Raw genomic sequence first — 25,348 nt, forward strand, 5'->3', positions numbered from 1 at the left:
GGTAGCCGTCGGGCCGCGATCACCGTCGGCGCCGCGGTCCGGGTCACGCCGTGGCGTGACCCACATCACTGCTTTCGGAGGGCACCCCGCCGCGGTTCACCACGCGGCGTAATGTGACTCGCGTCACAAACAGCCCAAGGTTCACCCGGCCGCGGTCAGCACACCGGCGCGTGCAGCACCCGCCGGGTGACCCTGCGGGCGCACCATGGCGGGATCCGACCGAGGAGAACCCCCGTGACCGGCTTGTCCCGCCGCACCGTGCTCGTCCTGGGTGGGTCGAGCCTGCTCGCCGGGATGCTCCCCGGCTCCCGCGCCCTGCCCGACCCCTTCGGACTCGGAGTGGCCTCCGGCGACCCCTCCTCCGACGGCGTGGTGCTGTGGACCCGCCTGGCGCCGGACCCGGACGCCGAGGACGGGCACGGCGGCATGCCCGACCGCCCCGTCGCTGTGGACTGGGAGGTCGCCGAGGACGAGCGGTTCACCCGGGTCGTCGCCCGCGGCACGGAGACCGCGCGGGGCCAGTCCGCGCACAGCGTGCACGCCGAGCCGGCCGGTCTGGCCCCGGGCCGGGACTACTTCTACCGGTTCCGCGCCGAGGGGCACCTCTCCCCCGCGGCCCGGACCCGGACCGCCCCGGCCCCGGGCGCCGCGGTCCCGGCGCTGACCGTCGCGGCCGCCTCCTGCGCGAACTTCGGCAGCGGGCACTTCACCGCCTACCGGGCACTCGCCGACGACGACCCCGACCTCGTGCTGCACCTCGGTGACTACCTCTACGAGTCGGGCGGCAGCGGCGTCCGCGACCCCGGCGGCCCGGAACCGACCGACCTCGCCGGGTACCGGCGGCGGCACGCCCACCAGAAGACCGATCCGGACCTGCGCGCCGCGCACGCGGTCGCCCCGTGGCTGGTCGTCTGGGACGACCACGAGCTGGTGAACAACTGGGCCGGCGGGGACCGCGACCGGTCGCCGGACCGGCGGGCCGCCGCGTTCCGGGCGTACTACGAGCACATGCCGCTGCGCCGGTCGTCGGTGCCGCGTGGGATCGACATGCGCCTCTACCGGCGTCTCGAGTGGGGTTCGCTCGCGCGGTTCCACATGCTCGACACCCGGCAGTACCGGGATCCCCAGGAGTCCGGAGCCGACCGGGACCGGTCGATCACCGGGGCGGACCAGGAGCGCTGGCTGCTCGACGGGTTCCGGTCCTCGACCGCCGGGTGGGACGTGCTCGGCCAGCAGGTGTTCTTCGCCCGGCACCGCGGCGCGCGCGGCTCCGACGCCTGGGACGGCTACCCCGGGTCGCGCGAGCGCGTCGTCCGGGGCTGGGTGGACGCGGGCGTGCGCAACGCCGTCGTGCTGACCGGAGACGAGCACCAGCACTACGCGAACGAGATCGAGCTCGACCGCGACGACGAGGGCGGCCGCACCGTCGGCACCGAGCTCGTCACCACCTCGGTCACCTCCGGCGGCGACGGCGAGGACGGCGCGGGCGACGGCGGTGGCGAGAACCCGCACATCCGCTACCGCGAGGACCGGCGGGGTTACCTGCTGACCCGGTTCGCCCCCGATGCGCTGCGCGCCGACTTCCGGGTCGTCGAGCGGGTCAGCCGGCCCGACGGGCGGGTCCGGACGTCCACCTCGTTCGTCGTCCCCGACCGGGAGCCGGGCCTGCAGCGCGCCTGACCGGGCCCGGGATACTGGCGGCGATGGCCTCCCTGCCGCCCGACCTGCCCGACCTGCCGGTCCGCGCGATCCTCGACGACGTCGTACGCGCCCTCGACGACACCGGCTCGTGCGTGCTCGTCGCCCCGCCCGGCACCGGGAAGACGACCCTGGTGCCGCTCGCACTGGCCGGTGCGGGCGGCGCCGGCCGGGTGCTGGTGGCCGAGCCGCGCCGGGTCGCCGCCCGGGCGGCCGCGGCCCGGATGTCCGCGCTGCTCGGCACCCCGGTCGGCGGGTTCGTCGGCCACCGGGTCCGGGGCGAGAACCGCACCGGCCCGGACACCCGGATCGAGGTGGTGACCTCCGGGCTGCTGCTGCGCAGGCTGGCCGCGGACCCGGAGCTGTCCGGGGTGTCCACGGTGATGCTCGACGAGGTCCACGAGCGGCACCTCGACGCGGACCTGCTGCTCAGCCTGCTGCTCGACGCCCGCGACGGTCTCCGCCCGGACCTGCGGCTGCTCGCGACCTCGGCGACGCTGGCGGCGGCCCGGCCCGCCGCCCTGCTCGGCGGCCACGGTGGCCCCGCCCCGGTCCTCGAGGTGGCCGCCCGCACCTTCGACGTCGCCGTGACCCATGTCCCCCCGCACCGCGGCGAGCGGATCGAGACCACCGTCGTGCGCGCCGTCCGGCGGGCGCGGGAGCACGGCAGCGTGCTGGCCTTCCTGCCGGGGGTGGCCGAGATCGGCCGGGTGGCCGCCGCGCTGCGCGACGACCCCGGTCTCGACGCCGACGTCCTCCCGCTGCACGGACGGCTGCCGGCGTCCGAACAGGACGCATCGCTGCGCGAGGGCGACCGGCCGCGGATCGTGCTGGCCACATCGGTCGCGGAGTCCAGCCTGACCGTGCCCGGGGTGCGCGCGGTCGTCGACTCCGGACTCTCCCGGGTGCCGCACGTCGACCACCGGCGCGGGCTGTCCGGGCTGGTCACCCGCCGGGTGTCCCGGGCGACGGCGACGCAGCGCGCCGGGCGGGCCGGTCGCGAGGCGCCCGGGCACGCCTACCGCTGCTGGCCCGAGGGCGAGGGACTCGCCGACGCGCCGGAACCGGAGATCCGGACCGCGGACCTGACCGGGCTCGCCCTCGACCTCGCCGCCTGGGGCACCCCGGACGGCGCCGGGCTGCGCTGGTGGGACGCGCCTCCGCCGGGTCCGCTGGCCGCCGGGCGCGCGGTCCTCACCGCGCTGGGCGCGCTGGACCCCGCGGGCGACGTCACGACCCGGGGCCGCGCGATCGCCGGGCTCGGGTTGCACCCGCGGCTGGCCCGGGCGCTGCTCGACGGCGCCGCCGGCGGCGCGGACCCGCGGGAGGTCGCCGGGATCGTCGCGGTGCTCGACGACGACACCCTCGCCGGCCCGCAGGACGACCTCGCCGCCGCGCTCGCCCGGCTCCGCTCCGGGGACGCACCCGGCGCGCGGCGCTGGCGGTCCGAACGGGACCGCCTCGCCGGGGCGCTGCGGCGGACCGGATCCGGGCCCGCGCGTGCGCACCCCACGCGCGACGGCGAGGGTTCCGGCGACGACCCGGCGTCGCTGGTCGCCCGGGTGACCGGGCTCGCGCACCCGGAACGGCTCGCGCGGCGCCGGGACACCTCGTCCGGGGTGTACCTGATGGCCGGGGGGACGGCCGTCGAGGTCCCGGCCGGCCCGCTGCGCGACGCCGAGTGGCTGGCCGTCGCGGTCGCCGACCGGCGGCCGGGGCAGGTGCACGGCCGGGTGCGGCTGGCCGCGGTCACCGACCGGGAGGCCGCCGAGACGGCGGGTGCCGCGCTGCGGAGCTCCGGGGCCGAGGTCGGCTGGACCGACGGCGACGTGCGCGCCCGGAGGGTCGAGCGGCTCGGTGCGATCGTGCTGGCGGAGCGTCCCGATCCCGACCCCGATCCGGCCGCGGTGCGCGCGGCGCTGCTCACCGGGCTGTGCGAGGAGGGCACCGGCCTGCTGCGGTGGACGGCGGGGGCGTCGTCCTTGCGCGAGCGGCTCGGCTTCCTGCACCGCGTCCTGGGCGACCCCTGGCCCGCGGTGGACGAGGAGTCGCTGCTGGCCTCGGCGGCGGACCCGGCGGGCTGGCTGGCCGGTCCGCTCGCCACCGGACGCCGGCGCTCGGACCTGGCCCGGACCGAGGCCGGGCAGGCGCTGCGCGGGTACCTGGCCGCGCACGTGGGCGGGCTCGCCGGGCGGGTCGACGAGCTCGCCCCGGAGCGGCTGACCGTGCCGTCCGGGTCCCGGATCGCGCTCGACTACTCCGGCGACGCGCCCGCGCTGCCGGTGCGGGTGCAGGAGGTGTTCGGCTGGACGGGCTCCCCCACCGTCGCCGGGGGCCGGGTGCCCGTGGTGCTGCACCTGCTGTCGCCGGCCGGGCGCCCGACGGCCGTCACCGCGGACCTGACCTCGTTCTGGGACACCGGCTACCCGCAGGTGCGGGCGGAGCTGCGCGGCCGGTACCCGAAGCACGCCTGGCCCGAGGACCCGACCACCGCGACGCCGGGCCGCGGCACCGCCCGCCGGATCTAGGCTCCGGGTGTGCCCACCGAGACCGTCCCCCACGATCTGCCCACCGCCGACGACGTGCACGCCGCCGCGGAGATCCTGCGCGGCTCCGCGCACCGCACCCCGGTACTGACGTCCCGGCTCACCGACGCCGAGCTGGGCGCGTCGGTGCTGGTCAAGGCGGAGAACCTGCAGCGCACCGGCAGCTTCAAGTTCCGGGGGGCGTTCCACACGCTGTCCCGGCTCGGCCCGGACGAGCGCGCCGCGGGCGTCGTCGCGTTCTCCTCGGGCAACCACGCGCAGGCCGTCGCGCTGGCCGCGCAGCTGCTGGGCGTGCCGGCGACGATCGTGATGCCGACCGACGCCCCCGCCTCGAAACTCGCCGCGACCCGCGGCTACGGCGCCGAGGTCGTCTCCTACGACCGGTTCACCGAGGACCGGGACGCGATCGCGGCCGATCTCGCCGCCCGGCGCGGCCTGACCCTGGTCCCGCCCTACGACCACCCGCACGTGATCGCCGGTCAGGGCACCGCCGTCCTGGAGCTGCTGGAGGAGCACGGCCCGCTGGACGCGCTGTTCGTCTGCCTCGGCGGCGGCGGGCTGCTGTCCGGCTCGCTGCTCGCGGCGCAGGCCCTGTCGCCGGGCTGCGCGGTGTTCGGCGTGGAGCCCGAGGCCGGCGACGACGGCCGCCGCTCGCTGCGGGCCGGCCGGATCGTCACCATCGACCAGCCCCGCACGCTCGCCGACGGCGCCGCCACCCGGTACCTCGGCAGCCGGACGTTCCCGATCATCGCCGAGTACGTCGAGGACATCCTGACCGTGCCCGACGACGCGCTGGTCGAGTCGATGGCGCTGTTCGCGTCCCGGTACAAGGTGCTCGTCGAGCCGACCGGGGCACTGGCCTTCGCCGGGATGCGCGCCGCGGTCGCCGCCGATCCGGAGCGCTTCTCCGGCACCCGGATCGGGGTCACGATCTCCGGCGGGAACGTCGACCTGGACCGGTTCGCCGCACTCGTGGGCGCTCGGCGCCCGTGAGTCAGCGCCGCCGGTCGTGCTGCAGCGCGTCCTCGGCGAGCACCGCCTCCGACGGCAGCGTGGGGACCTCGCCGACCGCCTCCTCGGCGTTCCGGCGCTCCCTCGACGGTCCGGGCGCGACGGCCGCGGCGTCGGCCTCGGCGAGCGGGCCGCGGATCGTCGTCAGCAGTACCACCCCGGCCAGCACGACGACGGCGGCGATCAGGAACGGCACCGACGCGCCGACCCAGGCCGCCATCAGCCCGGCCGCGAACGGGGCGAGACCGCCGCCGATGAACCGCACGAAGCCGTAGGTGGCCGACGCGGTCGCGCGCGGCACCGGCGAGACCGACATGACCGCCGTCGTCACCAGGGTGTTGTTCAGCCCCACCACGATCCCGGACAGGATCACCGCGACGATCACGACGACCGGGGTCGTGTCGAACAGGCCGATCGCGGCGCACAGCACCGCGATGCCGGTCAGCGCGCCGTAGAGCGTCCGGGCGGTGCCGAACCGGTCCTTCAGCCACGGGGCGCCGAACACGGCGAACACCGCGACCAGCAGCCCCCAGCCGAAGAACACCGCGCCGAGCGCGATCGGCTCGAGCCCGCCCATCAGGAACGGCGCGTACCCGAGCATGGTGAAGAACGCCCAGTTGTAGAGCAGCCCGACGACGCTGGTCGTCGCGAGCGCCCGGTGGCGCAGCGCGGTGATCGGCTCCGACAGCCGCGCGCGGTGGCCCGGCGGCGGGGTCGGGTCCAGCAGGACGACGGTGGCGACCAGCGCGATCAGCATCAGCGCCGAGACCCCGAAGAACGGACCGCGCCAGGAGATCCCGCCGAGCAGGCCGCCGAGCAGCGGGCCGGCCGCGATGCCCAGGCCGAGGGCGGACTCGTAGAGCACGATGGCGCCGGCGAACCCGCCGCTGGCCGAGCCGACGATCACCGCCAGCGACGTGGCGATGAACAGCGCGTTCCCCAGGCCCCAGCCGGCCCGGAAGCCGACGATGCCCCAGATGCCGCCGGACGCGCCGGCCAGGGCGGCGAAGACCACGATCAGGACCAGCCCGGTGACCAGCGTGCGCTTGGCCCCGATCCGCGACGACACCCAGCCCGAGACGAGCATCGCCACCGCCGTCACCACGAGGTAGCTGGTGAACAGCAGCTCCACCTCGGCGTGCGAGGCGCGCAGCTGCCCGGACAGCGCGGGCAGGATCGGGTCGACCAGACCGATGCCCATGAACGAGATGACGCAGGCGAAGGCGACCGCCCAGACCGCCTTCGGCTGGCGGAACGGGCTCGGCGCGGTCGTCTGGTCCATCCCAGAATTGCATCACGCAATCATGGTCGTGAGCAATGCGAACCATCGTGACGCCGGACTCCCGCCCGGGTGGCATCGTCCCGAACCGGTGCACGACGACCGTCCGATGCGGCATGCTCATCCGCCCGGCGAGACCCCGGCGAGGCGAGACCCCCGGCGACGCGGGACCCCGGCGACACGGAGGCGGACTGGTGGTGCGGGCGAGGCGGGCGGACGAGGTCGGGCTGGACCGGATCCCGATGTTCAGCGACGGGGTGTTCGCGATCGCGATCACCCTGCTGGTGCTGCCGCTGACCGACGCCCGCATCACCGAGGGCCGGGTCGGCCAGGACCTGGCCGAGCTGTCCCCGCGGATCTTCACGTTCGCGCTGAGCTTCGTGGTGATCGGCCGGTACTGGATGGTCCACCACCGGATCTTCGACCGGTTCGACCGCGCCGACCGGCGGTTGATGGTGCTCAACCTCGCCTACCTGTTCGGCATCGCGTTCCTGCCGTTCCCCACCTCGGTACTGGGCGGGCACGGCTCGTCGACGCCGGCCGTCGTGCTGTACGCGACCAACCTGCTCTGGATCGGATGCGCCTCGGCGGCGATCTGGTGGTACGGCTCCTCCGGCGGGCGGCTGACCCGCGACGAGGTCACCCCGCAGGGAGCCAGGGCCACCCTCGCGCACTCGGTCGCGGCGCCACTGGCGCTGCTCCCGTCGATCCCGCTGGCGTTCCTCTCCCCCACCCTCGCGATGTACTCCTGGCTGCTGATCGTTCCGGTGTCGTTCGCCGCGGACCGGCTGTTCCCGGACGAGGCGGTCTGAGCGCCGGTCACATCTCGTTGCTGATCTCGACCAGGTTGCCGTCCGGGTCGCGCAGGTAGACGCTGCGCAGCGTCGCCCGGGCGCCGGTGCGCTCGACCGGGCCCAGCTCGACGGCGACGCCGTGCCGAGCCAGTTCCTCGACGACCTGATCCAGCGGGTCGAGGGTGACCAGACAGAGGTCGGCGCTGCCGGGCGTCGGGACCTCGGCACGCGGCGAGAACTCGTTCCCGGCCTCGTGCAGGTTGATCTTGTTCGGGCCGAACGCGAGGGCCTTTCGCCCCTCCCCGAAGTCGACCTCGGTCATGCCGAGGACGTCGGAGTAGAACGCGATCGTGCGCCCGAGGTCGGCGACGGTGAGCACGAGGTGGTCCAGGTGGTCGATGCGCATCCCGCGGATCGTGCCCGGTGACCGCGGCGTGCGCCGGGCCGCCGTGGAAATGGTCGACGCGGGTGACCCCGGACCGGCACCCGGTGACCGCCCGGAGCGACGGCCCCGCACACCACACCCACATGGGGCACGACCCCGGGTCAGCATTCTCGAACGCACGTTCTAGCCTCACCCTTGTACCTGTCGGCGCCGTACCCGACGACGAGGAGACGAGGGAGCACGTGGACGACGACCTGGCCACCACCGGAACCACCACCGGGAGCGACTCCCCCGGCGTGCCGGGATCCGGGGACGCCCCGTCCGCGGCGGGCCCTGCCACCACCCCCGCCGCCGACCCGGCCGCGACGACCGACGGTGAGGCCCCCAAGCGCAAGCGCGGACGCCCGAAGGGCTCGACCGCCCGCACCACCCGCGTGGTCACCATGACGCTGACCGTCAGCGGCTCGGCCGACGGCGAGTGGCAGGCCGAGCTGAAGAACGGTTCGACCTGGGTGGCCCGCGGCCTGCCGGTGCCGGCGACCGCGGTGTCGGCGGCGGCCGCCGCGCTGCACGCCGACCTGGCCGGGCCGGTCGACGAGGTCATCGAGATGGCGAAGGCAGCCAAGGCCGCGCGCGTCGCCGAGCTGGAGGCCGAACTGGAGCAGGCGAAGAAGGCCCTGGCCGACCTGGAGCAGTGACCCCGGCCGACCCGATCTATCGTCTGCGTCGAACCAGCCTTTCCCCCTGGAGGAACCGTGGCCCTCTCCGCCGGTGACAAGATCCCCGACGTCACCCTCCGCACCCCCACCGAGGACGGGCCGAAGCCCGTGCAGACGGCCACCGTGCTCGGCAGCGGTACCGTCGTGCTGTTCGGCGTCCCCGGTGCCTTCACCCCGGCCTGCTCGGACACCCACCTGCCCGGCTTCGTGCTGCGTGCCGACGAGCTGAAGGCCAAGGGCGTCGACACCGTCGCCTGCGTCTCGGTGAACGACGCGTTCGTGCTCGACGCCTGGGCCAAGGCCCGCAACGCCGACGGCGCCGTGCTGATGCTCGCCGACGGCAACGCCGAGTTCGCCGCCGCCGCCGGCCTCGAGATGGACGGCAGCAAGTTCGGTCTCGGCACCCGCTCCCGCCGGTTCGCCGCGGTCGTCACCGACGGCGTCGTGCAGTGGATCGGCGTCGAGGAGGTCGCCGGCACCGTCGACGTCTCCGGCGTCGAGTCGGTGCTCGCTCAGCTCTGACGCTCGCTCGGCTCTGACCCGGACGGCGCGCGGGCCTACACTCGCCCGCGTGCCGAAGGTCATCGGTGGCTCGCTCGCGACGCACCGCGAACAGGTGCGCGAGCGGGTCTTCGCCGCGCTGCGCGCGCAGCTCTACGAGCGCGGCTTCGGCTCCGTCACCCTCGCCGGGGTCGCCGCGGCGGCCGGGGTCGGCCGGTCGGCGATGTACAACCACTTCCCGGACCGCCAGGCACTGCTGGTCGCGTTCGTCGAGGCCGAGGCCGCCCGCTACGTCGGCGAGCTGGACGCCGCGCTGGCCGGCGCCGCGTCGCCGTCGGACCGCCTCGCCGTGTTCGCCCGCACGCAGCTGCGCCGCCTCGCCGAGTTCCACCTGCCGCCCGGCCAGGCGCTGGCCGGGGCGCTGGACCCGCAGGCCTACCGCCGGATCGCCGCGCACGCCGACCCGATCGGCGACCGGCTCACCGCGATCCTCGCCGACGGCGCGGCCGACGGTTCGATGTCCGGCGACGACCCGGTCGTGCTCGCCGCGATGGTCTCGGCGGCGCTGTCGACCCGGAAGATCATCGACGTTCCGGCGTCCGACCTGGACGGATGCGTCGAGACGGCGGTCGCCGCCGTGCTCCGGATGGTCGGACCCTCGACGGCCGACAGCGACTGAGGCTAGCCTTACCGCGATCGCTGGCCTAGCATCGGGATCTGACACGGCGTCAGATCCGGCGCCGTGACGCTGTCCGGGAGGGCCGATGGGCGCCACGACACCGATCTCCGGCACGCTCTCCGCGGAGCTCCGCCACGCCACGCACGAGGTGCACGAGCAGGCGCACCGCTCCACCTACATGGCCGCGCTGCTGGACGGCACGCTGCCGCTGGACGCCTACACCCTGCTCGCCGAGCAGTACGGCGCGATCTACGGCGCGCTCGAGGCGGCGTCGGACGCGATGACCGGCCACCCCGTCGCCGGCCCGTTCGTGATCGACGAGCTGCGCCGGCTGCCGGCCCTGCACGACGACCTCGACGCCCTGGGCAGCGGCGTCCCGCGGATCCTGCCCTCCACCGCCCGCTACGTGGAGCGGTTGCACACCGCCGCGACCGACCCGGAGCGGTTCGTCGCCCACCACTACATCCGCTACCTCGGTGACCTGTCCGGCGGGCAGATCATCGGCCGGATGCTCCAGCGGACCTACGGGCTGTCCGGGGACGGCGTGCGGTTCTACGACTTCTCCGCCCTCGGCGCCCCGCCGCGGTTCCGGGCCCGCTACCGCGCACTGCTGGACGCGACGCCGTGGGACGCCGACGCCCGCGCCCGGGTCGCCGCCGAGGCCGTGCTCGGCTTCGAGCTGAACATCGCCGTGCTGTGCGAGATGGCCGAGGAGGTCGGCCTGGCGCAGCCGCTCGCATCGTGATTCCTAGAATGCTCGGGTGACCAGCGGTATCGACCCCGACGAGCTCGCCGTCGCACTGAAGGTTCTCGCCCAGGTCGACGACCTGGCGCCCGAGCATCCGGACGCCGTGACCGTCCGGCGCGCGACGGCGGGGATCTGGAAGTCGGTGCGCCTGCGCCGCCGCGCCGACAAGCGCCGCGCCGAGCGCGACAACGACGAGGCGGTCACCGCGGCGACCGCCACCGGCGCGAGCGGCCGGATCGACGACGAGACCGCCGGCATCCCGCTGGTGTCGACGGCCCGTGGCGCGACCGCCGGGACGCTGCACCGGGCGCGCGGCTGCTACGTCTGCAAGACCCGCTTCACCGTCGTCGACGCCTTCTACCACCAGCTCTGCCCGGACTGCGCGGTCTCCCACCACGCGCACCGGGACGCCCGCACCGACCTGACCGGGCGCCGGGCGCTGCTCACCGGCGGCCGCGCCAAGATCGGCATGTACATCGCGCTGCGGCTGCTGCGCGACGGCGCGCACCTCACGATCACCACCCGGTTCCCGCGCGACGCCGCCCGCCGGTTCGCCGCGCTCGACGACAGTGCCGACTGGCTGCACCGGCTGCGCGTGGTCGGGGTGGACCTGCGGGACCCGTCCCAGGTCGTCGCGCTGGCCGACGAGGTCGCCGCGGCCGGCCCGCTGGACGTCCTGGTCAACAACGCCGCGCAGACCGTCCGCCGCTCCCCCGGCTCCTACTCCGCGCTCGAGGCGGCCGAGGCCGAGCCGCTCCCGGGCGGGGAGCTGCCGGAGATCGTCTCCTTCACCCACGCGACCACCCGCGCGCACCCGCCGCTGCTCACCACCGCGCTGCCCGGGCGGGACCTCGCCGCGCTCGCCACCGTCGCCCGGTCGGCGTCGCCGGAGCGGATCGCCGCCGGCACCGCGGTCGACGCCGGCGGCCTGCTGCCCGACACCGCCGCCGTCAACAGCTGGACCGACCACGTCCAGCACGTCGACCCGCTCGAGCTGCTGGAAGTGCAGCTGTGCAACCAGACGGCGCCGTTCGTGCTGGTGTCCCGGCTGCGCCCGGCGATGACCGCGTCGACGTTCCGCAACAAGTACGTGGTGAACGTGTCCGCGATGGAGGGTGTGTTCGGCCGCGGCTACAAGGGACCCGGGCACCCGCACACCAACATGGCCAAGGCCGCGCTGAACATGCTGACCCGCACCAGCGCGGAGGAGATGTTCGCGACCGACCGGATCCTGATGACCGCGGTGGACACCGGCTGGATCACCGACGAGCGCCCGCACCCGCTGAAGCTGCGGCTGGCCGAGGAGGGGTTCCACGCCCCGCTGGACCTCGTCGACGGCGCCGCCCGGGTCTACCACCCGATCGTCGCCGGTGAGGCGGGCGAGGACCTGCACGGCGTGTTCCTGAAGAACTACCGGGAGTCCTCCTGGTGACGGCCTGACGACAGAACTGTCGGGGGGCGCCGATAGCGTGCCCCCCGTGCTGGAACTGCATCGGGCCGAACGCGCCGACACCCTCGTCGACGCGCTCGCCGGCGTGCTCGGCACGCCCGGTGCGGACCCCTTCTCCCCCGAGGTCGTCGCCGTCCCGGAGCGCGGGATCGAACGCTGGCTCGCGCAGCGGCTCTCGCACCGGCTCGGCGCCGGGACCGGCTCCGGCGGGGTGTGCGCCAACGTCCGGTTCCCCTCCCCCGCCGCGTTGCTCGGCGAGGTCGTCACCGCGGTCGGCGGGCACGACGCGGAGGCCGACCCGTGGGCCCCCGGCCGGGCGGTCTGGCCGCTGCTGGAACTGGTCGACTCCGCCGCCGCGTCGGGCGACGGCCGGTTCGCCGGGGTCGCCGCCCACCTCGAACGCGGCGGGCACGGCCGCCGGTACGCGCTGGCCCGCTCGCTGGCCGGGCTGTTCGCGAGCTACGCCACCCACCGTCCCGGCCTGCTGCGCGCGTGGCGGGACGGGGACGGGGACGTCCCGCCCGACCTGTCCTGGCAGCCCGAGCTCTGGCGACGGCTGCGGGGCCGGCTCGGCGGCACCGACCCGGTCGACCGGCTGGACCACGCCGTCGACGCGCTGCGCGCGGGCACCGATCCCGGCCCGGTGCCGAGTGCGGGCGGCAGGCTGCCGGCCCGGCTGTCGATGTTCGGGCCGACCCGGCTCGCCGCCGAGCACCTCGCAGTGCTGGAGGCCCTGGCCACCCACCGCGACGTGCACCTCTGGCTGCCGCACCCGTCCCCGGTGATGTGGGACGCGGTGCGCGCCGTCCGGCCGCCGGCCCCGCCGGCCCGGGCCGGGGACGACAGCGCGGGCCGGGTCCGCAACCCGCTGCTGCGCTCGCTCGGACGCGACGTGCGGGAGCTCGCGCTGCGGCTGCCCGCCGCCGGGCCCGGGGTGGTCGACACCCGCCATCCCGCGCCGGAACCGGCCGGGCCGCCGTCGCTGCTGCGCCGGCTGCAGGAGGCGCTGCGCGACGACGTCGGGCCGCCCGCGCCCGCCGACCGGCCGCTGCTCGACGGGAGCGACCGCAGCGTCGTCCTGCACTCCTGCCACGGACCGGACCGGCAGGTCGAGGTGCTCCGCGAGGCGCTGCTCGGCCTGCTCGCCGCCGACCCGACCCTCGAACCGCGCGACATCGTGGTGATGTGCCCGGACATCGAGGTGTTCGCCCCGCTGATCACCGCGTCGTTCGGGCTGGCGCCGGACGCCTCGACGCCGGACGGTGCCGGGCCCGGCCGGGACGAGCTGCACCCCGGCCACCTGCTGCGGGTGCGGCTCGCCGACCGGGCGCTGCGCCAGGCCAACCCGCTGCTCGGCACGGTATCGGTGCTGCTGGAGCTCGCCGGGTCCCGGCTCACCGCCTCCCAGGTGCTGGACCTGATCGCGTCCGGCCCGGTGCGGCGCCGGTTCCGGCTCGACGACGACGGGCTGGAGCGGATCTCTGAGCTCGTCACCGCCGCCGGGGTCCGCTGGGGACTCGACGCCGGTCACCGGGCCCCGTACAAGCTGGACACCGTCGAACAGAACACCTGGCGGTCCGGGCTGGACCGGCTGCTGGTCGGCGTCGCGATGGCCGAGACGCCCGGCGCGCCCGCCTGGCTGGGCGGGGCGCTGCCACTGGACGAGGTGGACTCGTCCGACGTCGACCTGGTCGGGCGGCTCGCCGAGATCGTCGACCGGCTCGACACCGCGCTCGCCGCACTCCGTGGCCCCCAGCCCCTGTCGGACTGGGTGACCGCCCTGAGCGAGGCGCTCGGCGCACTCACCGACACCGCGCCGTCGGACGCCTGGCAGACCGCGCAGGCCCGCGCGGAGCTGGCCGACGTGCTCACCTCGGCCGGCCCGCAGGCCGAGCGGGTCGATCTCGCGCTGCCGGACGTGCGCGGCCTGCTCGCCGAGCGGCTGCGCGGCCGGCCGAGCCGGGCGAACTTCCGCACCGGCACCCTCACCGTCGCCACCCTGGTCCCGATGCGCGCGGTCCCGCACCGGGTGGTGTGCCTGCTGGGCTGCGACGACGGCGTCTTCCCCCGGGCCGGCGCGCCCGACGGCGACGACGTGCTGGCCCGCGACCCGGTCGTCGGTGAGCGCGACCCGCGCGGTGAGGACCGCCAGCTGCTGCTGGACGCGATCTGCTCGGCCGGCGAGCACCTGGTCGTCGTCAGCTCCGGCGCCGACGAGCGCACCGGCGCCGACCGGCCGCCGTCGGTCCCGATCGGCGAGCTCACCGACGCGATCGATGCCCTCGTGCGCACCCCGTCCGGCGAACCGGCGTCCCGGACGCTGCGGGCCCGGCATCCGCTGCAGCCCTTCGACCGGCGCAACTTCGCCCCCGGCGCGCTGCTGACCGACGGACCGTTCAGCTTCGACCGGGCCGCGCTGCACGGCGCCGAGGCGGCCGCGGGCCCACGCACCGCGGTGTCCCGGTTCCCGGCCGACCCGCTGCCGGACCCGGAGGACGACGACCCCACCGTCGAGCTCGACGAGCTCGTGGCGTTCGTCGAGCACCCGGTGCGGGCGTTCCTGCGCCAGCGGGTGCGGGTGCTGCCGCCCCAGGAGAACGCCGAGCCCGACGACGCGCTGCCCGTCGAGCTCGACGGGCTCGCCGGCTGGAAGATCGGCGACCGGCTGCTCGCCGACCGGCTCGCCGGGGCCGAGCCACCGGCGGTCGCACACGCCGAGCGGCTGCGCGGTGACCTGCCGCCGGGCGGGCTCGGGCGCCGGGTGCTGACCGACGTCGGCGGCAAGGTCGAGCCCCTGGTCGCGGTCGCGGCGACGGTCCGTACCGGTGAGGCGGCATCGCAGGACCTCGTCGCCCCGCTGACCGGTACCGCGCTCGACGGCATCACCGTGGCCGGCACCGTGCCCGGTCTGCACGGTGACGTCGTCGTCCGGGTCGAGTACTCGCGGCTCAAGGCCAAGCAGCGTCTGCGGGCGTGGGTGCAGCTGCTCGCGCTGACCGCGGCGCACCCGGACCGGCCCTGGACCGCGGTGACGATCGGCCGCGGCACCGGCGGCGCGGCCCGCTCGGTGCTCGGCCCGGTCGAGCCCGCCCGGGCCCGGGCCCTGCTCGCCGACCTGGTCGCGCTGCGCCGCGAGGGTCTGCGCGCGCCGCTGCCGCTGCCCACCGATGCCGGCGCCGCCTACGCCCGCGCCCGCGCCCGCGGCGCGGCGGCGCCCAACGCACTGGCGTCCGCGGACGCCGAGTGGAACCGGTTCGAGCGCGACGACGCCACGCACGTCTTCGTCCGCGGCGCCGGCGCCCCGCTGCTGGTCTCCGACGAGCCCGGCACCGGCGGCGAGCCGACCCGGTTCGGCGCGCTCGCGACCCGGCTGTGGACCCCGCTGCTCGACCACGAGAGGCAGGACGCGCCGTGACCGCGGTTCTCTCCGCCCCGACGTTCACCGTCGACGGCCCGCTGCCGGCCGGCACCGTCGTGCTGGAGGCCAGTGCCGGCACCGGCAAGACCTACACGATCGCCGCGCTGGCCACCCGGTACGTGGCCGAGGGCGTGGCCGGGCTGGACCGGCTGATGCTGGTGACCTTCGGCCGGGACGCCACCCAGGAGCTGCGCGAACGGGTCCGCGAACGCCTCGTCGGCACCGAGCGGGCGCTGGCCGCGGTGCTGGCCGGCGGTCCAGTGGGCGACGACCCGGTGGTCGCGCTGCTCGCCGACGGCGACGCGACCGAGGTCGAGCGGCGGCGCCGGCGGCTGGCCGAGACGTCGGCGTCGTTCGACGCGGCGACGATCGCGACCACCCACCAGTTCTGCATGCAGATGCTCGCCGGGCTCGGGGTGGCCGGGGACAACGACCCGGACGCCGAGTTCGTCGAGCACGTCGACGACATCGTCACCGAGGTCGTCGACGACTTCTACGTCCGTAAGTACGCCCACCCCGACGCCGGGAAGCCGGCCTTCACCCGGGCCGAGGCGCTCACCCTGGCCCGCCGCGCGGTCGCCGACCCGCAGGCCGAGCTGGAGCCGCGCGACGCCGACCCGCGCTCGGTCGCCGCCGTCCGGCACGGGTTCGCCGCCGCCGTCCGGCGCGAGGTCGATGCCCGCAAGCGCCGGCTGCGCGTCTACAGCTACGACGACATGCTGACCCGCCTCGCCGAGGCGCTGCGCGACCCGCTCCGCGGGCCGGCCGCCCGGGAGCGGCTGCGGTCCCGGTTCTCGGTGGTGCTGGTCGATGAGTTCCAGGACACCGACCCGCTGCAGTGGGAGATCCTCTCACTGGCGTTCCACTCCGCACCGGGGACGACCCTGGTGCTGATCGGCGACCCGAAGCAGGCGATCTACGCGTTCCGCGGGGCGGACGTGCACAGCTACCTGCGCGCCTCGGACGCCGCGACCGACAAGCGGACCCTGTCGGTGAACCGGCGCAGCGACGCCGCGCTGCTCACCGCGCTGGAGAGGGTGTTCGACGAGGCCGCACTCGGCGATCCCCGCATCGTCGTGCACCCCGTCGACGCCCACCACACCGGACGACGGCTCGTCGCCCGCCGGGATGCGCCACTGCGGCTGCGCGCGGTGGACCGGGACCGGCTCGACCTGACCGGCCGGCAGCTGGGCCGTGCGGCGGGCGCGCGGACGGTCGTCGCGCGTGACGTCGCCGCCGACCTGTCCGAGCTGCTCGACGGCTCGGCCCGGTTCGAGGGCGCCCCGCTGCGGCCCGGCCAGGTGGCGGTACTGGTGCGGACGAACGCCCAGGGCCTCCTGGTCCGCGACGCCTGCGCCGACGCCGGGGTGCCCGCGGTGCTGACCGGCAGCACCAGCGTGTTCACCACCGACGTCGCGCTCGAGTGGCTGACCCTGCTGGAGGCCGTCGAGCAGCCGCAACGGTCGCTGCGGCTGCGGGCCGCCGCGCTGACCCGGTTCGTCGGGCTCACCGTCGCCGAGCTCTGCGGCCCGGACGGCGACCGGCACGTCGACACCCTCGGCGCCGACCTGCGTGCCTGGCACGCGGTGCTCGCCGAGCGCGGGGTCGCCGCGCTGCAGGAGGCGGTGTTCGCCCGTTACGCCCCGGCGCAGCGGCTGCTGTCCCGGCCCGACGGCGAGCGCGACCTGACCGACCTGCGGCACGTCGGGCAGGTGCTGCACTCGGCCGCGCTGGAGCGCCACCTCGGCCCGACCGCGCTCACCGAGTGGCTGCGGCACCGGATCGGCGAGGCCGCCCGGGACACCTCGGCCGAGCGCAGCCGGCGCCTCGAGTCCGACGCCGACGCCGTGCAGATCGTCACCGTGCACCGGTCCAAGGGACTGGAGTTCCCGGTCGTCTACCTGCCGTTCGCGTGGGACCGGTGGGTCGCCGACACCCCGGACACGCTGCTCTACCACGACGCCGCCGGCGACGACGGCCCGTCTCGCAGGCTGCTCGACGTCGGCGGGTCGTCCGGTCCGGACCGGCAGCGCCGCACCGGGCTGCACCAGGCCGAGGAGTCCGGTGAGGACCTGCGGCTGCTCTACGTTGCGCTGACCCGGGCGCGCAGCCAGGTGGTGGCCTGGTGGGTGCCCGCGACGACCACGGCCGCGTCGTCGCTGCACCGGATGCTGGTCGGCCACCCCGGCCCCGGCCGGGAGCCCGAGGCCACCGCGAAGGTGCCCGGGGACGCGAACGCGCTGCAGGTGTTCCGCGGCCGGCTCGCCGGCAGCGAGGCGGTCGTGGAGACCCTGCACGACCGCGACCCGGTGTCCCGGCCCGCCGAGCCCGCGGGCGGGGTGCCGGTGGTCGCCGAGTTCCGGCGGAGCCTGGACACCGCCTGGCGGCGCACCTCCTACACCGCGCTGACCGCGTCCGCGCACGCCTCCCACCGGACCCCCACCGACGGCGCGGGCAGCGCCGACGTCGACGAGCAGCCCGCCAGGCCGCCCGGGGTGCTCAGCGAGCCCGAGGACGAGGGGATCACCGACGAGCCGGGCGCCGTCGCCTCCGGTGCCGCCCCCGGCGCCGGCGGCCCCGCCGGCCGCGGCGCCACGGCCGGGACCGGCGACGCCTCGCTCGGCGGCCCGGCGGTCGATCCGGCCCTGGTCCCGTCGCCGATGGCCGACCTGCCCGCCGGCGCGGGCTTCGGCACCCTGGTGCACGCCGTCCTCGAGAACCTCGACACCCGCGTCGCCGCGGACGGGGACACCGCGCTGCGGACCGAGCTCGTGGACCACGTGACCGCGGAGCTGCGCCGCCAGCCCGCCGACGTCGACCCCGAGCAGCTCGCCGACGCGCTGCTCCCGGTGCTGCGCACCCCGCTCGGCCCGCTGGGCGACGGACGGTCGCTGGCCGAGATCACCCCGGAGGACCGGCTCTCCGAGCTCGACTTCGAGCTGCCGCTGTGCGGGGGTGACACCCCGACCGGCCGGCTGACGCTGGCCGGGCTGTCCGCGGCGGTGCGCCGGCACCTGGGCCCCGGCGACCCGCTGCACGGCTACGCCGACCACCTCGACTCCCCCGACCTCGCCGGCCAGCAGCTGCGCGGCTACCTGACCGGGAGCATCGACTCCGTGCTGCGCATCGGGGACCGCTTCCTGGTCGTCGACTACAAGACCAACTGGCTCGGCCCGACCGGCCCGGCCGGGCGGGAACCGCTCACCGCCGCGCACTACACCGCGCCGCGGATGACCGACGCGATGATCGACTCCCACTACCCGCTGCAGGCGCTGCTCTACGCGGTCGCCCTGCACCGCTACCTGCGCTGGCGGCTGCCCGGCTACGACCCCGGGACCCACCTCGGCGGGGTCGGCTACCTGTTCCTGCGCGGGATGTGCGGGCCGGGCACCCCGGTCACCGGGGACGGCCTTCTCGCCTCGCCGTGCGGGGTGTTCGCCTGGCGGCCGCCGGCGGCGCTGGTGGAGGAGCTGTCGGATCTGCTGGACGGAGGTGCGGCATGACCGGCGCCGCTGCGGTGGACCGTGATCTCTTCGGACCCCTCGCCGCCCGCACCGCCACCGGCGTGCTGGCCGCGTTCAACGAGGCCGACGTGCTCGCGCCCGGCGACGTGCACGTCGCACGCCGGCTGGCCGCCCTCGGCGGCCGCGGCGACCCGACGGCGACCGCCGCTCCGTCCACATCGGAGCCGGAGGAGGTGGTGCTCGCCGCGGCGCTGGCCGTGCGCGCCATCCGCAACGGCTCGGTCTGCGTCGACCTCGGCACGGTCGCGACCACGACCGCCGGCGAGGGGGAGGTCGCCGTCGACGTCTCCGACCTGCCGTGGCCGGACCCCGCCCGCTGGCGGGACGCGTGCGCGGCGAGCCCGCTGGTCGCCGACGGGGCCTCGGCGCCCGCGGGGCGCCCCCTGCGGCTGCTCGGCCCGCTGCTCTACCTCGAGCGGTACTGGCAGGAGGAGGAGCTGGTCCGCCGCGAGTTCCTCACCCGGGCGGGCCCGGTCGCCCGGGTCGACCCGCAGCGGCTGTGCGCCGCGCTCGACCGGCTGCTCGGCGACCCCGGGGCGGAGCGCCAGCGTCTCGCCGCCGCCGTCGCCGCGTTGCGGCCGGTCAGCGTGATCGCCGGCGGGCCGGGCACCGGCAAGACGACGACGGTCGCCCGGCTGCTCGGCGTGCTGCACGACCTGCACGACGCCCGCCGCGCCCCCGGAGGCCCCGGCCTGCGGGTGGCGCTCGCCGCGCCGACCGGGAAGGCCGCCGCCCGGCTGACCCAGTCGGTGGCCGACGCGCGCGACCGGATGCCGCCCGGTGACCGGGACGCCGTGGCCGGGGCGACCGCCTCGACGTTGCACCGGCTGCTCGGCTCCCGGGGCGCGTCGGGCCGGTTCCGGCATCACCGCGGGAACCGGCTGCCGCACGACGTCGTGGTCGTCGACGAGACGTCGATGGTGTCGCTCACGATGATGGCCCGGCTGCTGGAGGCGGTCCGCCCGGACGCCCGGCTGGTGCTGGTCGGCGACCCGGAGCAGCTCGCCTCGGTGGAGGCCGGCGCCGTGCTCGGCGACCTCGCCGCGGCCGGCGGGCGGGCCGAGCCGGAGCTGCAGGCGGCGCTGGAGGCCGGCGGCGCGTTCCGAGCCCCGCGCCCGGTGCCCTCGACCGACGAGGCCGTCCGCGACACCGGTGCCGGCGAGCCCGGGGAGCCGGTCGTGGTCCGCAACGGTGTGGTGCGGCTGGAACGGAACTGGCGCTTCGGCGGCACGATCGCCGAGTTCGCGGCCGCGGTCCAGGCCGGTGACGCCGACGCCGCCACCGCGCTGCTCGACCGGGGCTCGGCCGACCTCGTCCTGGTCCGGGCCGATCCGGCGGAGGTCGCGGCCGCCGAGCTGGACACATTGCGGTCCGACGTCCTCATCGCCGCGACCGACCTGATCGGTGCCGCCGACGGCGGGGACGTCGACCGGGCGCTGCGGGTGCTCGACGACCACCGGGTGCTGTGCGGGCACCGCCGCGGCCCCTACGGCGTGGCCCGGTGGACCGCGGAGATCGAGCGGTGGCTCGCCGCGGCCCGGCCCGGGTACGACGCCGAGGCGCCCTGGTACCCGGGGCGGCCGCTGCTGGTGACCGCGAACGACTACGACCTGGGGCTGTTCAACGGCGACACCGGCGTCGTCGTCCGCACCGGATCCGGTCGCCGGGCCGTGTTCACCCGCGAGGGCAGGCCCACCGAGTTCGAGCCGGCCCGGCTCGGCGGGGTCGGCACCGTCTACGCGATGACCGTGCACCGCAGTCAGGGCAGCCAGTTCCGCCGGATCACCGTGGTGCTGCCGCCGGCCGACTCGCCGCTGATGACCCGCGAGCTGCTCTACACCGCCGTCACCCGGGCCCGGGAGGCCGTGCGGATCATCGGCACCGAGGACGCGGTGCGGGCGGCGATCGCCCGGCCCGCGGGGCGGGCCAGCGGGCTGAAGGAACGGCTGGGCGAGGGGCCGGACCGGCGGTAGCCGGCGGCGCGGTCAGGGGATCCCGTCGAGGATCTCGGCCGCGGCGCGCCGTAGTGCGGCCACGTGCTCCCGCTCGGTCGCGGCGCTCCAGCGCGCCTCCGGTGTCGCGACGCTGAGCCCGCCGAGCAGGCCCCGCGCCGGGTGCGCGATCGCGACCCCCACCGAGCACACCCCCGGCTCGACCTCGCCGCGGTTACGCGCGTACCCGCGTGAGCGGGAGCGGCGGAGCTCGGCGAGCAGCGCGTCGAGCTCGGTGACCGTGCGGGCGGTCTCGGCGGGGAGCCTCCCGCCGGGGTAGAGCGTCCGCACGGTGTCGGCGTCGAGGGCGGCGAGCATGGCCTTGCCGATGCTCGTGGCGTGAGCCGGCCGGGTCTGGCCCACCCGGCTCGCCACACGCAGCGTGGACGCGCTCTCCAGGACGTCGAGGTAGTGGACCTCGGTACGCACCAGGGCACCGAGATGGACGGTCTCCCCGGTCTCCCCGGCGAGCGCGGCGAGGACCGGGCGCGCCGTCCCGACGAGGTCGAGGGCCGCGTCGGCCGCCCGCCCGAGCTCGGCGAAGGCGGGTCCGGGCCGGTAGCGCCGCGTGCCGGGGTCCTGCACCGCGAACTCGCGGTAGACCAGCATGGCGAGCAGCCGGTGCGCCGTCGACTGGCCGACGCCGAGGTGGACGCGCACGTCGGCGAGGGTCACCTCGCGCCGGTCCGCCAGCTGCCGCAGCAGGGACAGGGTCCGGTCGACCGACTCCAGCGGATATCGCGGGGCGGGTGGCTCCGCCCGTTCCGGCCCGGCCATCAGTCCGCCTCCCCGGTACGACGCTCCTCGGCGATGCGGGCGGCGGTGGTGGTGAGCTCACGGACCCATTCACCGAGCCGGTGCCGGTCGTAGCGGACCGTGGGCATGGCGAGGGAGATGGCGGCGCTCGGGGCGCCGGGCGGGCCGTCGACCACGCAGCCGATCGCCGTCACCCCGGTCTCGGTCTTCTGGTCGTTCACCGCGAACCCCTGGCGGCGGATCCGCGCCAGGTCCCGCAGCAGCGCCTCCACGTCCACACCGGACTCATCGTAGAGCTCACGGACCGCATCGGGATCCCGCGCCGCCAGCGCGGCCCGCCCACCCGACGCCAGGTGCGCGGGCAGCGCCCGGCTCTCCCGGTCCCCGACCCGCAGCGTCTTGTCGCATTCCACGGTGGCGGCGAACCGGGCTTCGTCCGCGACGACCAGCACCAGGTTGCTGGTCTCACCGGTGCGCTCGGTGAGCCGCTGCAGATGGGGCAGGGCGGCCCGGCGCAGCAGGGCCGCCGGTTCGGGCACCGTGGCCCGGCGCAGGACGGCCCCGGCCACGTAGCGCCGGTCCGGTTGCTGCTCGGCGAAGTCCCGGTAGACGAGCATCGTCAGCAGCCGGTGTGCCGTGGACCGGGCGACGCCGAGCCGCTGGGCGGCGTCGGTGACCCGCAGCGCCCCCTCCTGCTGCAGCAGGAGGGCCAGGTGCAGCGCGTGATCGACCGAGTCGATCCCGTAGGCCGGCTTGTTCTTCACGTCAGAACTATAACTGCCGCGGTGCGGAATCGTCGTACCGTCGTTCCGGCTTTCAACGACACCCGCAGGAGACCCTCGATGACGAGTACGTCACCCGTGCACTCCCCCGCCGCCGATCCCGCCCGCACCCGCCGGCGCTCCGCGACGCTCGGCACCCTCGGCAATGTCATGGAGTGGTACGACTTCACGGTCTACGGCTTCCTGGCCGCGGCGATCGCCGCCAACTTCTTCCCGGGCACGGACCCGGTGGCCGCGCTGCTGGCCTCGTTCGCGGTGTTCGCCGTCGGGTTCGTCGCCCGACCGGTCGGCGCGATCGTCCTCGGGCCGATCGCCGACCGTCGCGGCCGTCGGTTCGTGATGCTGCTGTCCATGCTGCTGATGGCGGCGGGATCGCTCGTGATCGGGCTGAGCCCGACCCACGCGAGCATCGGGGTCCTCGCCCCGGCCCTGATCGTGTTCGGCCGGCTGCTGCAGGGCTTCTCGGCGGGCGGCGAGTTCGGCAGCGCCGCGGTGTTCCTCACCGAGTGGGCCAGCACGGGCCGGCGCGGGCTGTTCGGCAGCCTGCACCAGGTCGGCACCTACGGTGGCCTGCTGCTGGGCCTGCTCGTGGTGTCGGTGCTGACCTCGGTGGCCGGTTCCGACGCCGTGCGCGAGTGGGCCTGGCGCATCCCGTTCATCCTCGGCGGCCTGCTCGCGATCGTCGTGCTGTACCTGCGCCGCACGATCGGCGAGACCCCGGAGTTCGCGGAGCTGGACCAGGCCCGCCGGGCCGGCGACGCGTCCGCCGCGACCGACACCGGCCCGGGGATCGGCGCCGTGCGCGGCTTCGTCCTGGCCGTCGGTGTGGTGGCCCTGTGGGCGGTCACCTCCTTCGTGACGATCAACTACATGCCCACGTTCGCCTCCACCTTCGCCGGGGTCGAGGCCGGCTCCGCGCTGTGGGCGACCGCGATCGGCTGCGTGCTCGCCGTCGGGATGATCCCGGTCTTCGGACACGTCTCGGACCGGATCGGTCGCCGGCCCCTCATCATCGGCGCCGCGGTCGGCTACCTGGTGCTGCCGATCCCGCTCTTCGCCCTGCTGGTCGCGGTCCCCTCGTTCGGCACCCTCGTCGGGGTCCAGATCGTGTTCGCGGTACCGACCGCCATGATCGCGGGCGCGGGTACCGCGACGATCAGCGAGCTGTTCGACACGCAGCGCCGGGGCGCACTCGTGTCGATCGCCGCGGCGCTCTCGGTGTCTGTGTTCGGCGGCGCGGGCGCGTACATCGCCACGCTCCTGGTCAGCACGACCGGGCTCGCGATCTCACCCGCCTTCTACATCGTCGCCGTCGCCCTGATCACCCTGGTCGCGGGCATCGCGCTGCCACGGCGGGCGCACACGTGAGCGTCGCACTGGTGACGGGCGGCACCGGCTCCCTGGGTGCCGCCCTCGCCGTGCGTCTGCGGGCGGAGGGGTCCGTCGTGGTCGCCGCCGACCGCTCGGGCGCCGGCGCGGTCCCGGACGGCGTGCACCACCGTCGCCTCGACGTCACCGACCGGGCGAGCGTCGAGACCTGTCTGGACTCCGTCCTGGAGCTCGGTCCGCTGCACACGGTGGTCGTGGCGCACGGCGTGCTCGTGCCGGCCGCCGGCGTCGAGGCGGCCGGGGAGAAGATGGAGCAGACCCTGGAGGTCAATCTCGCGGGGGCGGCCCGGGTCGCCGCGCTGGCGGCCGACCGGATGCGGGCGGGCAGCATCGTGCTGCTCAGCAGCCACGCCTCCCGCTTCGGCCGGATGCCCGGAGCCGCCGCCTACTCGGCCAGCAAGGCCGGGGTGGAGGCGCTGGCCCGCGGGCTGGCCTGCGAGTACGCCCCCCGGATCCGGGTCAACGCGGTAGGCGTCGGGTTCGTGGAGACGCCGATGCGCGGCGCGGGCGCCGAGGCGCGGCGCAACGCCCCGGGCAACCTCCTCGACCAGGTGCCGATGGGCCGGTTCGCGACGCACGCCGACATCGCCGACGCCGTGGCGTTCCTGGCCTCGGACCGGGCCGGCTACATCACCGGGACCACCCTCATGGTCGACGGCGGGGTCACCGCCCGGTGAGCGGCGAGGCCCCGCTCGCGCCCGGCCTGAGGATCGTCGACGCCCACCACCACCTCTTCGCCGACGCCGACGACCGGCTGGCCGCGCTGTGGGGCCGGCGCAGCCTGACGGCCGCCGGGTACGCCGACCTGGTCGGCGGCGGCTACGACGTCGTCGCCACGGTGGCGGTCGAGGGCCACACGCGGTACCGCACCACCGGCCCCGAGCACCTGCGTCCCGTCGGCGAGACCGAGTTCCTCGCGGCCCAGTCGGACGGGCGGATCGCTGCGGCGATCGTCGGCGCGGCCGACCTGCGCCGTGGGGCCGCGGTCCGCGAGGTGCTGGAGGCACACCTCGCGGCGGCTCCCGGCCGGTTCCGCGGCATCCGTCAGGCCGCGCTCTGGGACGAGGATCCGGCCGTACTCGGTGGGCTGTTCGACATCCCCCGCCACCTCTACGCCGACCCCGGCTTCCGGGCCGGGTTCGCCCAGCTCGCGCCGCTGGGGCTGAGCTTCGACGCCTTCGTCCTCGCCCCGCAGCTCGGCGACGTCGTCGCGCTCGCCCGGGACTTCCCCGGTACCCGGATCGTGCTCGGCCACCTCGGCAACCCGGTCGGCATCGGCCGGCACGCGGGCCGGGCCGCACAGGACTTCCCGGCCTGGCGCGCGCACATGGCCGAGCTCGCCCGGTGCGACGACGTCGTGGTGAAGATGGGGGGCCTGGGTACGTTCCTGTCGGGCTCCCCGGCCTACCGCGCCGACCCGCCCGCGTCCTCCGAGGCACTCGCCGGGGAGTGGCGGCCCTACGCCGAGGAGACGATCGCCCTGTTCGGCGCGGACCGGGTGATGTTCGAGAGCAACGTGCCGACCGACGCCGTCGGCTCGTTCACCACCGTCTGCAACGCCTACCTCCGGATCACCGGCGGCTGCTCACGCTCCGAGCGCCACGCGGTGTTCGCCGGAACCGCGGCACGGGTCTACGCGCTCGACATCGGCGACACGGCATCCGGATGAGAGAAGGGC

General features: G+C 76.0%; 19 protein-coding genes. 15 read left to right on the forward strand and 4 right to left on the reverse strand.

From position 1 onward, the window contains the following. The first annotated feature begins 294 nt into the window (after nucleotides 1–294). From WIS52_RS06325 to WIS52_RS06335, 3 genes are read left to right on the forward strand one after another with little or no spacing between them, the layout of a single operon-like run. The gene (locus WIS52_RS06325; RefSeq protein ID WP_349297377.1) at nucleotides 295–1,680 is read left to right on the forward strand and encodes an alkaline phosphatase D family protein; all 1,386 of its coding nucleotides are present in this window, start codon (nucleotides 295–297) and stop codon (nucleotides 1,678–1,680) included. A 23-nt stretch (nucleotides 1,681–1,703) separates the two neighbouring features. Further along, the gene (hrpB, locus tag WIS52_RS06330) at nucleotides 1,704–4,226 is read left to right on the forward strand and encodes an ATP-dependent helicase HrpB (protein WP_349297165.1); all 2,523 of its coding nucleotides are present in this window, start codon (nucleotides 1,704–1,706) and stop codon (nucleotides 4,224–4,226) included. A gap of 9 nt (nucleotides 4,227–4,235) precedes the next feature. Continuing rightward, nucleotides 4,236–5,237 carry a threo-3-hydroxy-L-aspartate ammonia-lyase gene (locus WIS52_RS06335; protein WP_349297166.1) on the forward strand — a complete coding sequence of 334 codons (1,002 nt, stop codon included), beginning with the start codon at nucleotides 4,236–4,238 and terminating at the stop codon, nucleotides 5,235–5,237. A gap of 1 nt (nucleotide 5,238) precedes the next feature. Here the strand turns inward: WIS52_RS06335 and WIS52_RS06340 are convergent, their stop codons facing one another. Further along, nucleotides 5,239–6,537, reverse strand: a complete 1,299-nt coding sequence (locus WIS52_RS06340; RefSeq protein ID WP_349297167.1) for an MFS transporter — start codon at nucleotides 6,535–6,537, stop codon at nucleotides 5,239–5,241. Between the two features lie 191 nt (nucleotides 6,538–6,728). Here WIS52_RS06340 and WIS52_RS06345 point away from each other — a divergent pair, with 191 nt between their 5' ends. Then, a complete protein-coding gene (locus WIS52_RS06345) occupies nucleotides 6,729–7,346 on the forward strand; it encodes a TMEM175 family protein (RefSeq protein ID WP_349297168.1) in 618 nt (205 codons plus the stop codon). Nucleotides 7,347–7,353: 7 nt separating this feature from the next. On the opposite strand, the gene WIS52_RS06350 is transcribed toward WIS52_RS06345, so the two are convergent. Further along, on the reverse strand, nucleotides 7,354–7,734 hold the full coding sequence (locus WIS52_RS06350) for a VOC family protein (protein WP_349297169.1): 381 nt from the start codon (nucleotides 7,732–7,734) through the stop codon (nucleotides 7,354–7,356). Between the two features lie 221 nt (nucleotides 7,735–7,955). Here WIS52_RS06350 and WIS52_RS06355 point away from each other — a divergent pair, with 221 nt between their 5' ends. The 8 genes from WIS52_RS06355 (at nucleotide 7,956) to recD (ending at nucleotide 20,725) form a co-directional block, all read left to right on the forward strand. Continuing rightward, nucleotides 7,956–8,411 carry a DUF6319 family protein gene (locus WIS52_RS06355; RefSeq protein WP_349297170.1) on the forward strand — a complete coding sequence of 152 codons (456 nt, stop codon included), beginning with the start codon at nucleotides 7,956–7,958 and terminating at the stop codon, nucleotides 8,409–8,411. Between the two features lie 57 nt (nucleotides 8,412–8,468). After that, complete coding sequence (locus WIS52_RS06360; RefSeq protein WP_349297171.1) at nucleotides 8,469–8,954, forward strand: peroxiredoxin; 486 nt, start codon at nucleotides 8,469–8,471, stop codon at nucleotides 8,952–8,954. A 49-nt stretch (nucleotides 8,955–9,003) separates the two neighbouring features. After that, nucleotides 9,004–9,612, forward strand: coding sequence for a TetR/AcrR family transcriptional regulator (locus WIS52_RS06365; protein ID WP_349297172.1), 609 nt, complete (start codon nucleotides 9,004–9,006; stop codon nucleotides 9,610–9,612). Between the two features lie 85 nt (nucleotides 9,613–9,697). Continuing rightward, nucleotides 9,698–10,357 carry a biliverdin-producing heme oxygenase gene (locus WIS52_RS06370; protein WP_349297173.1) on the forward strand — a complete coding sequence of 220 codons (660 nt, stop codon included), beginning with the start codon at nucleotides 9,698–9,700 and terminating at the stop codon, nucleotides 10,355–10,357. A gap of 16 nt (nucleotides 10,358–10,373) precedes the next feature. Further along, entirely contained in the window at nucleotides 10,374–11,792 is a 1,419-nt protein-coding gene (locus WIS52_RS06375) for an SDR family NAD(P)-dependent oxidoreductase (RefSeq protein WP_349297174.1), read from the forward strand. Nucleotides 11,793–11,838: 46 nt separating this feature from the next. After that, nucleotides 11,839–15,225, forward strand: a complete 3,387-nt coding sequence (gene recC, locus WIS52_RS06380) for an exodeoxyribonuclease V subunit gamma (protein WP_349297175.1) — start codon at nucleotides 11,839–11,841, stop codon at nucleotides 15,223–15,225. After that, entirely contained in the window at nucleotides 15,222–18,731 is a 3,510-nt protein-coding gene (locus tag WIS52_RS06385; protein ID WP_349297176.1) for a UvrD-helicase domain-containing protein, read from the forward strand. The genes recC and WIS52_RS06385 overlap by 4 nt, the downstream gene beginning before the upstream one ends. Next, nucleotides 18,728–20,725 (forward strand): exodeoxyribonuclease V subunit alpha, encoded by a 1,998-nt coding sequence (gene recD, locus WIS52_RS06390; RefSeq protein ID WP_349297177.1) that lies wholly within the window; start codon nucleotides 18,728–18,730, stop codon nucleotides 20,723–20,725. Before WIS52_RS06385 ends, recD begins: the two co-directional genes overlap by 4 nt. Before the next feature lie 12 nt (nucleotides 20,726–20,737). Here recD and WIS52_RS06395 read toward each other — a convergent pair whose 3' ends face one another. Together WIS52_RS06395 and WIS52_RS06400 are read right to left on the reverse strand one after the other, a co-directional pair. After that, nucleotides 20,738–21,520, reverse strand: a complete 783-nt coding sequence (locus WIS52_RS06395) for an IclR family transcriptional regulator (protein WP_349297178.1) — start codon at nucleotides 21,518–21,520, stop codon at nucleotides 20,738–20,740. Then, entirely contained in the window at nucleotides 21,520–22,263 is a 744-nt protein-coding gene (locus WIS52_RS06400) for an IclR family transcriptional regulator (protein WP_349297179.1), read from the reverse strand. Before WIS52_RS06400 ends, WIS52_RS06395 begins: the two co-directional genes overlap by 1 nt. Nucleotides 22,264–22,341: 78 nt before the next feature. Between WIS52_RS06400 and WIS52_RS06405 the strand changes: the two genes are divergently transcribed. From WIS52_RS06405 to WIS52_RS06415, 3 genes are read left to right on the forward strand one after another with little or no spacing between them, the layout of a single operon-like run. After that, a complete protein-coding gene (locus WIS52_RS06405) occupies nucleotides 22,342–23,649 on the forward strand; it encodes an MFS transporter (RefSeq protein WP_349297180.1) in 1,308 nt (435 codons plus the stop codon). Next, the gene (locus tag WIS52_RS06410; RefSeq protein WP_349297181.1) at nucleotides 23,646–24,347 is read left to right on the forward strand and encodes an SDR family NAD(P)-dependent oxidoreductase; all 702 of its coding nucleotides are present in this window, start codon (nucleotides 23,646–23,648) and stop codon (nucleotides 24,345–24,347) included. The genes WIS52_RS06405 and WIS52_RS06410 overlap by 4 nt, the downstream gene beginning before the upstream one ends. Continuing rightward, complete coding sequence (locus tag WIS52_RS06415) at nucleotides 24,344–25,339, forward strand: amidohydrolase family protein (RefSeq protein ID WP_349297182.1); 996 nt, start codon at nucleotides 24,344–24,346, stop codon at nucleotides 25,337–25,339. The genes WIS52_RS06410 and WIS52_RS06415 overlap by 4 nt, the downstream gene beginning before the upstream one ends. Nucleotides 25,340–25,348 lie beyond the last annotated feature (9 nt).

The organism is Pseudonocardia nematodicida (assembly GCF_040105385.1).
In the GTDB taxonomy this organism is placed as follows: Bacteria; Actinomycetota; Actinomycetes; order Mycobacteriales; family Pseudonocardiaceae; genus Pseudonocardia; species Pseudonocardia nematodicida.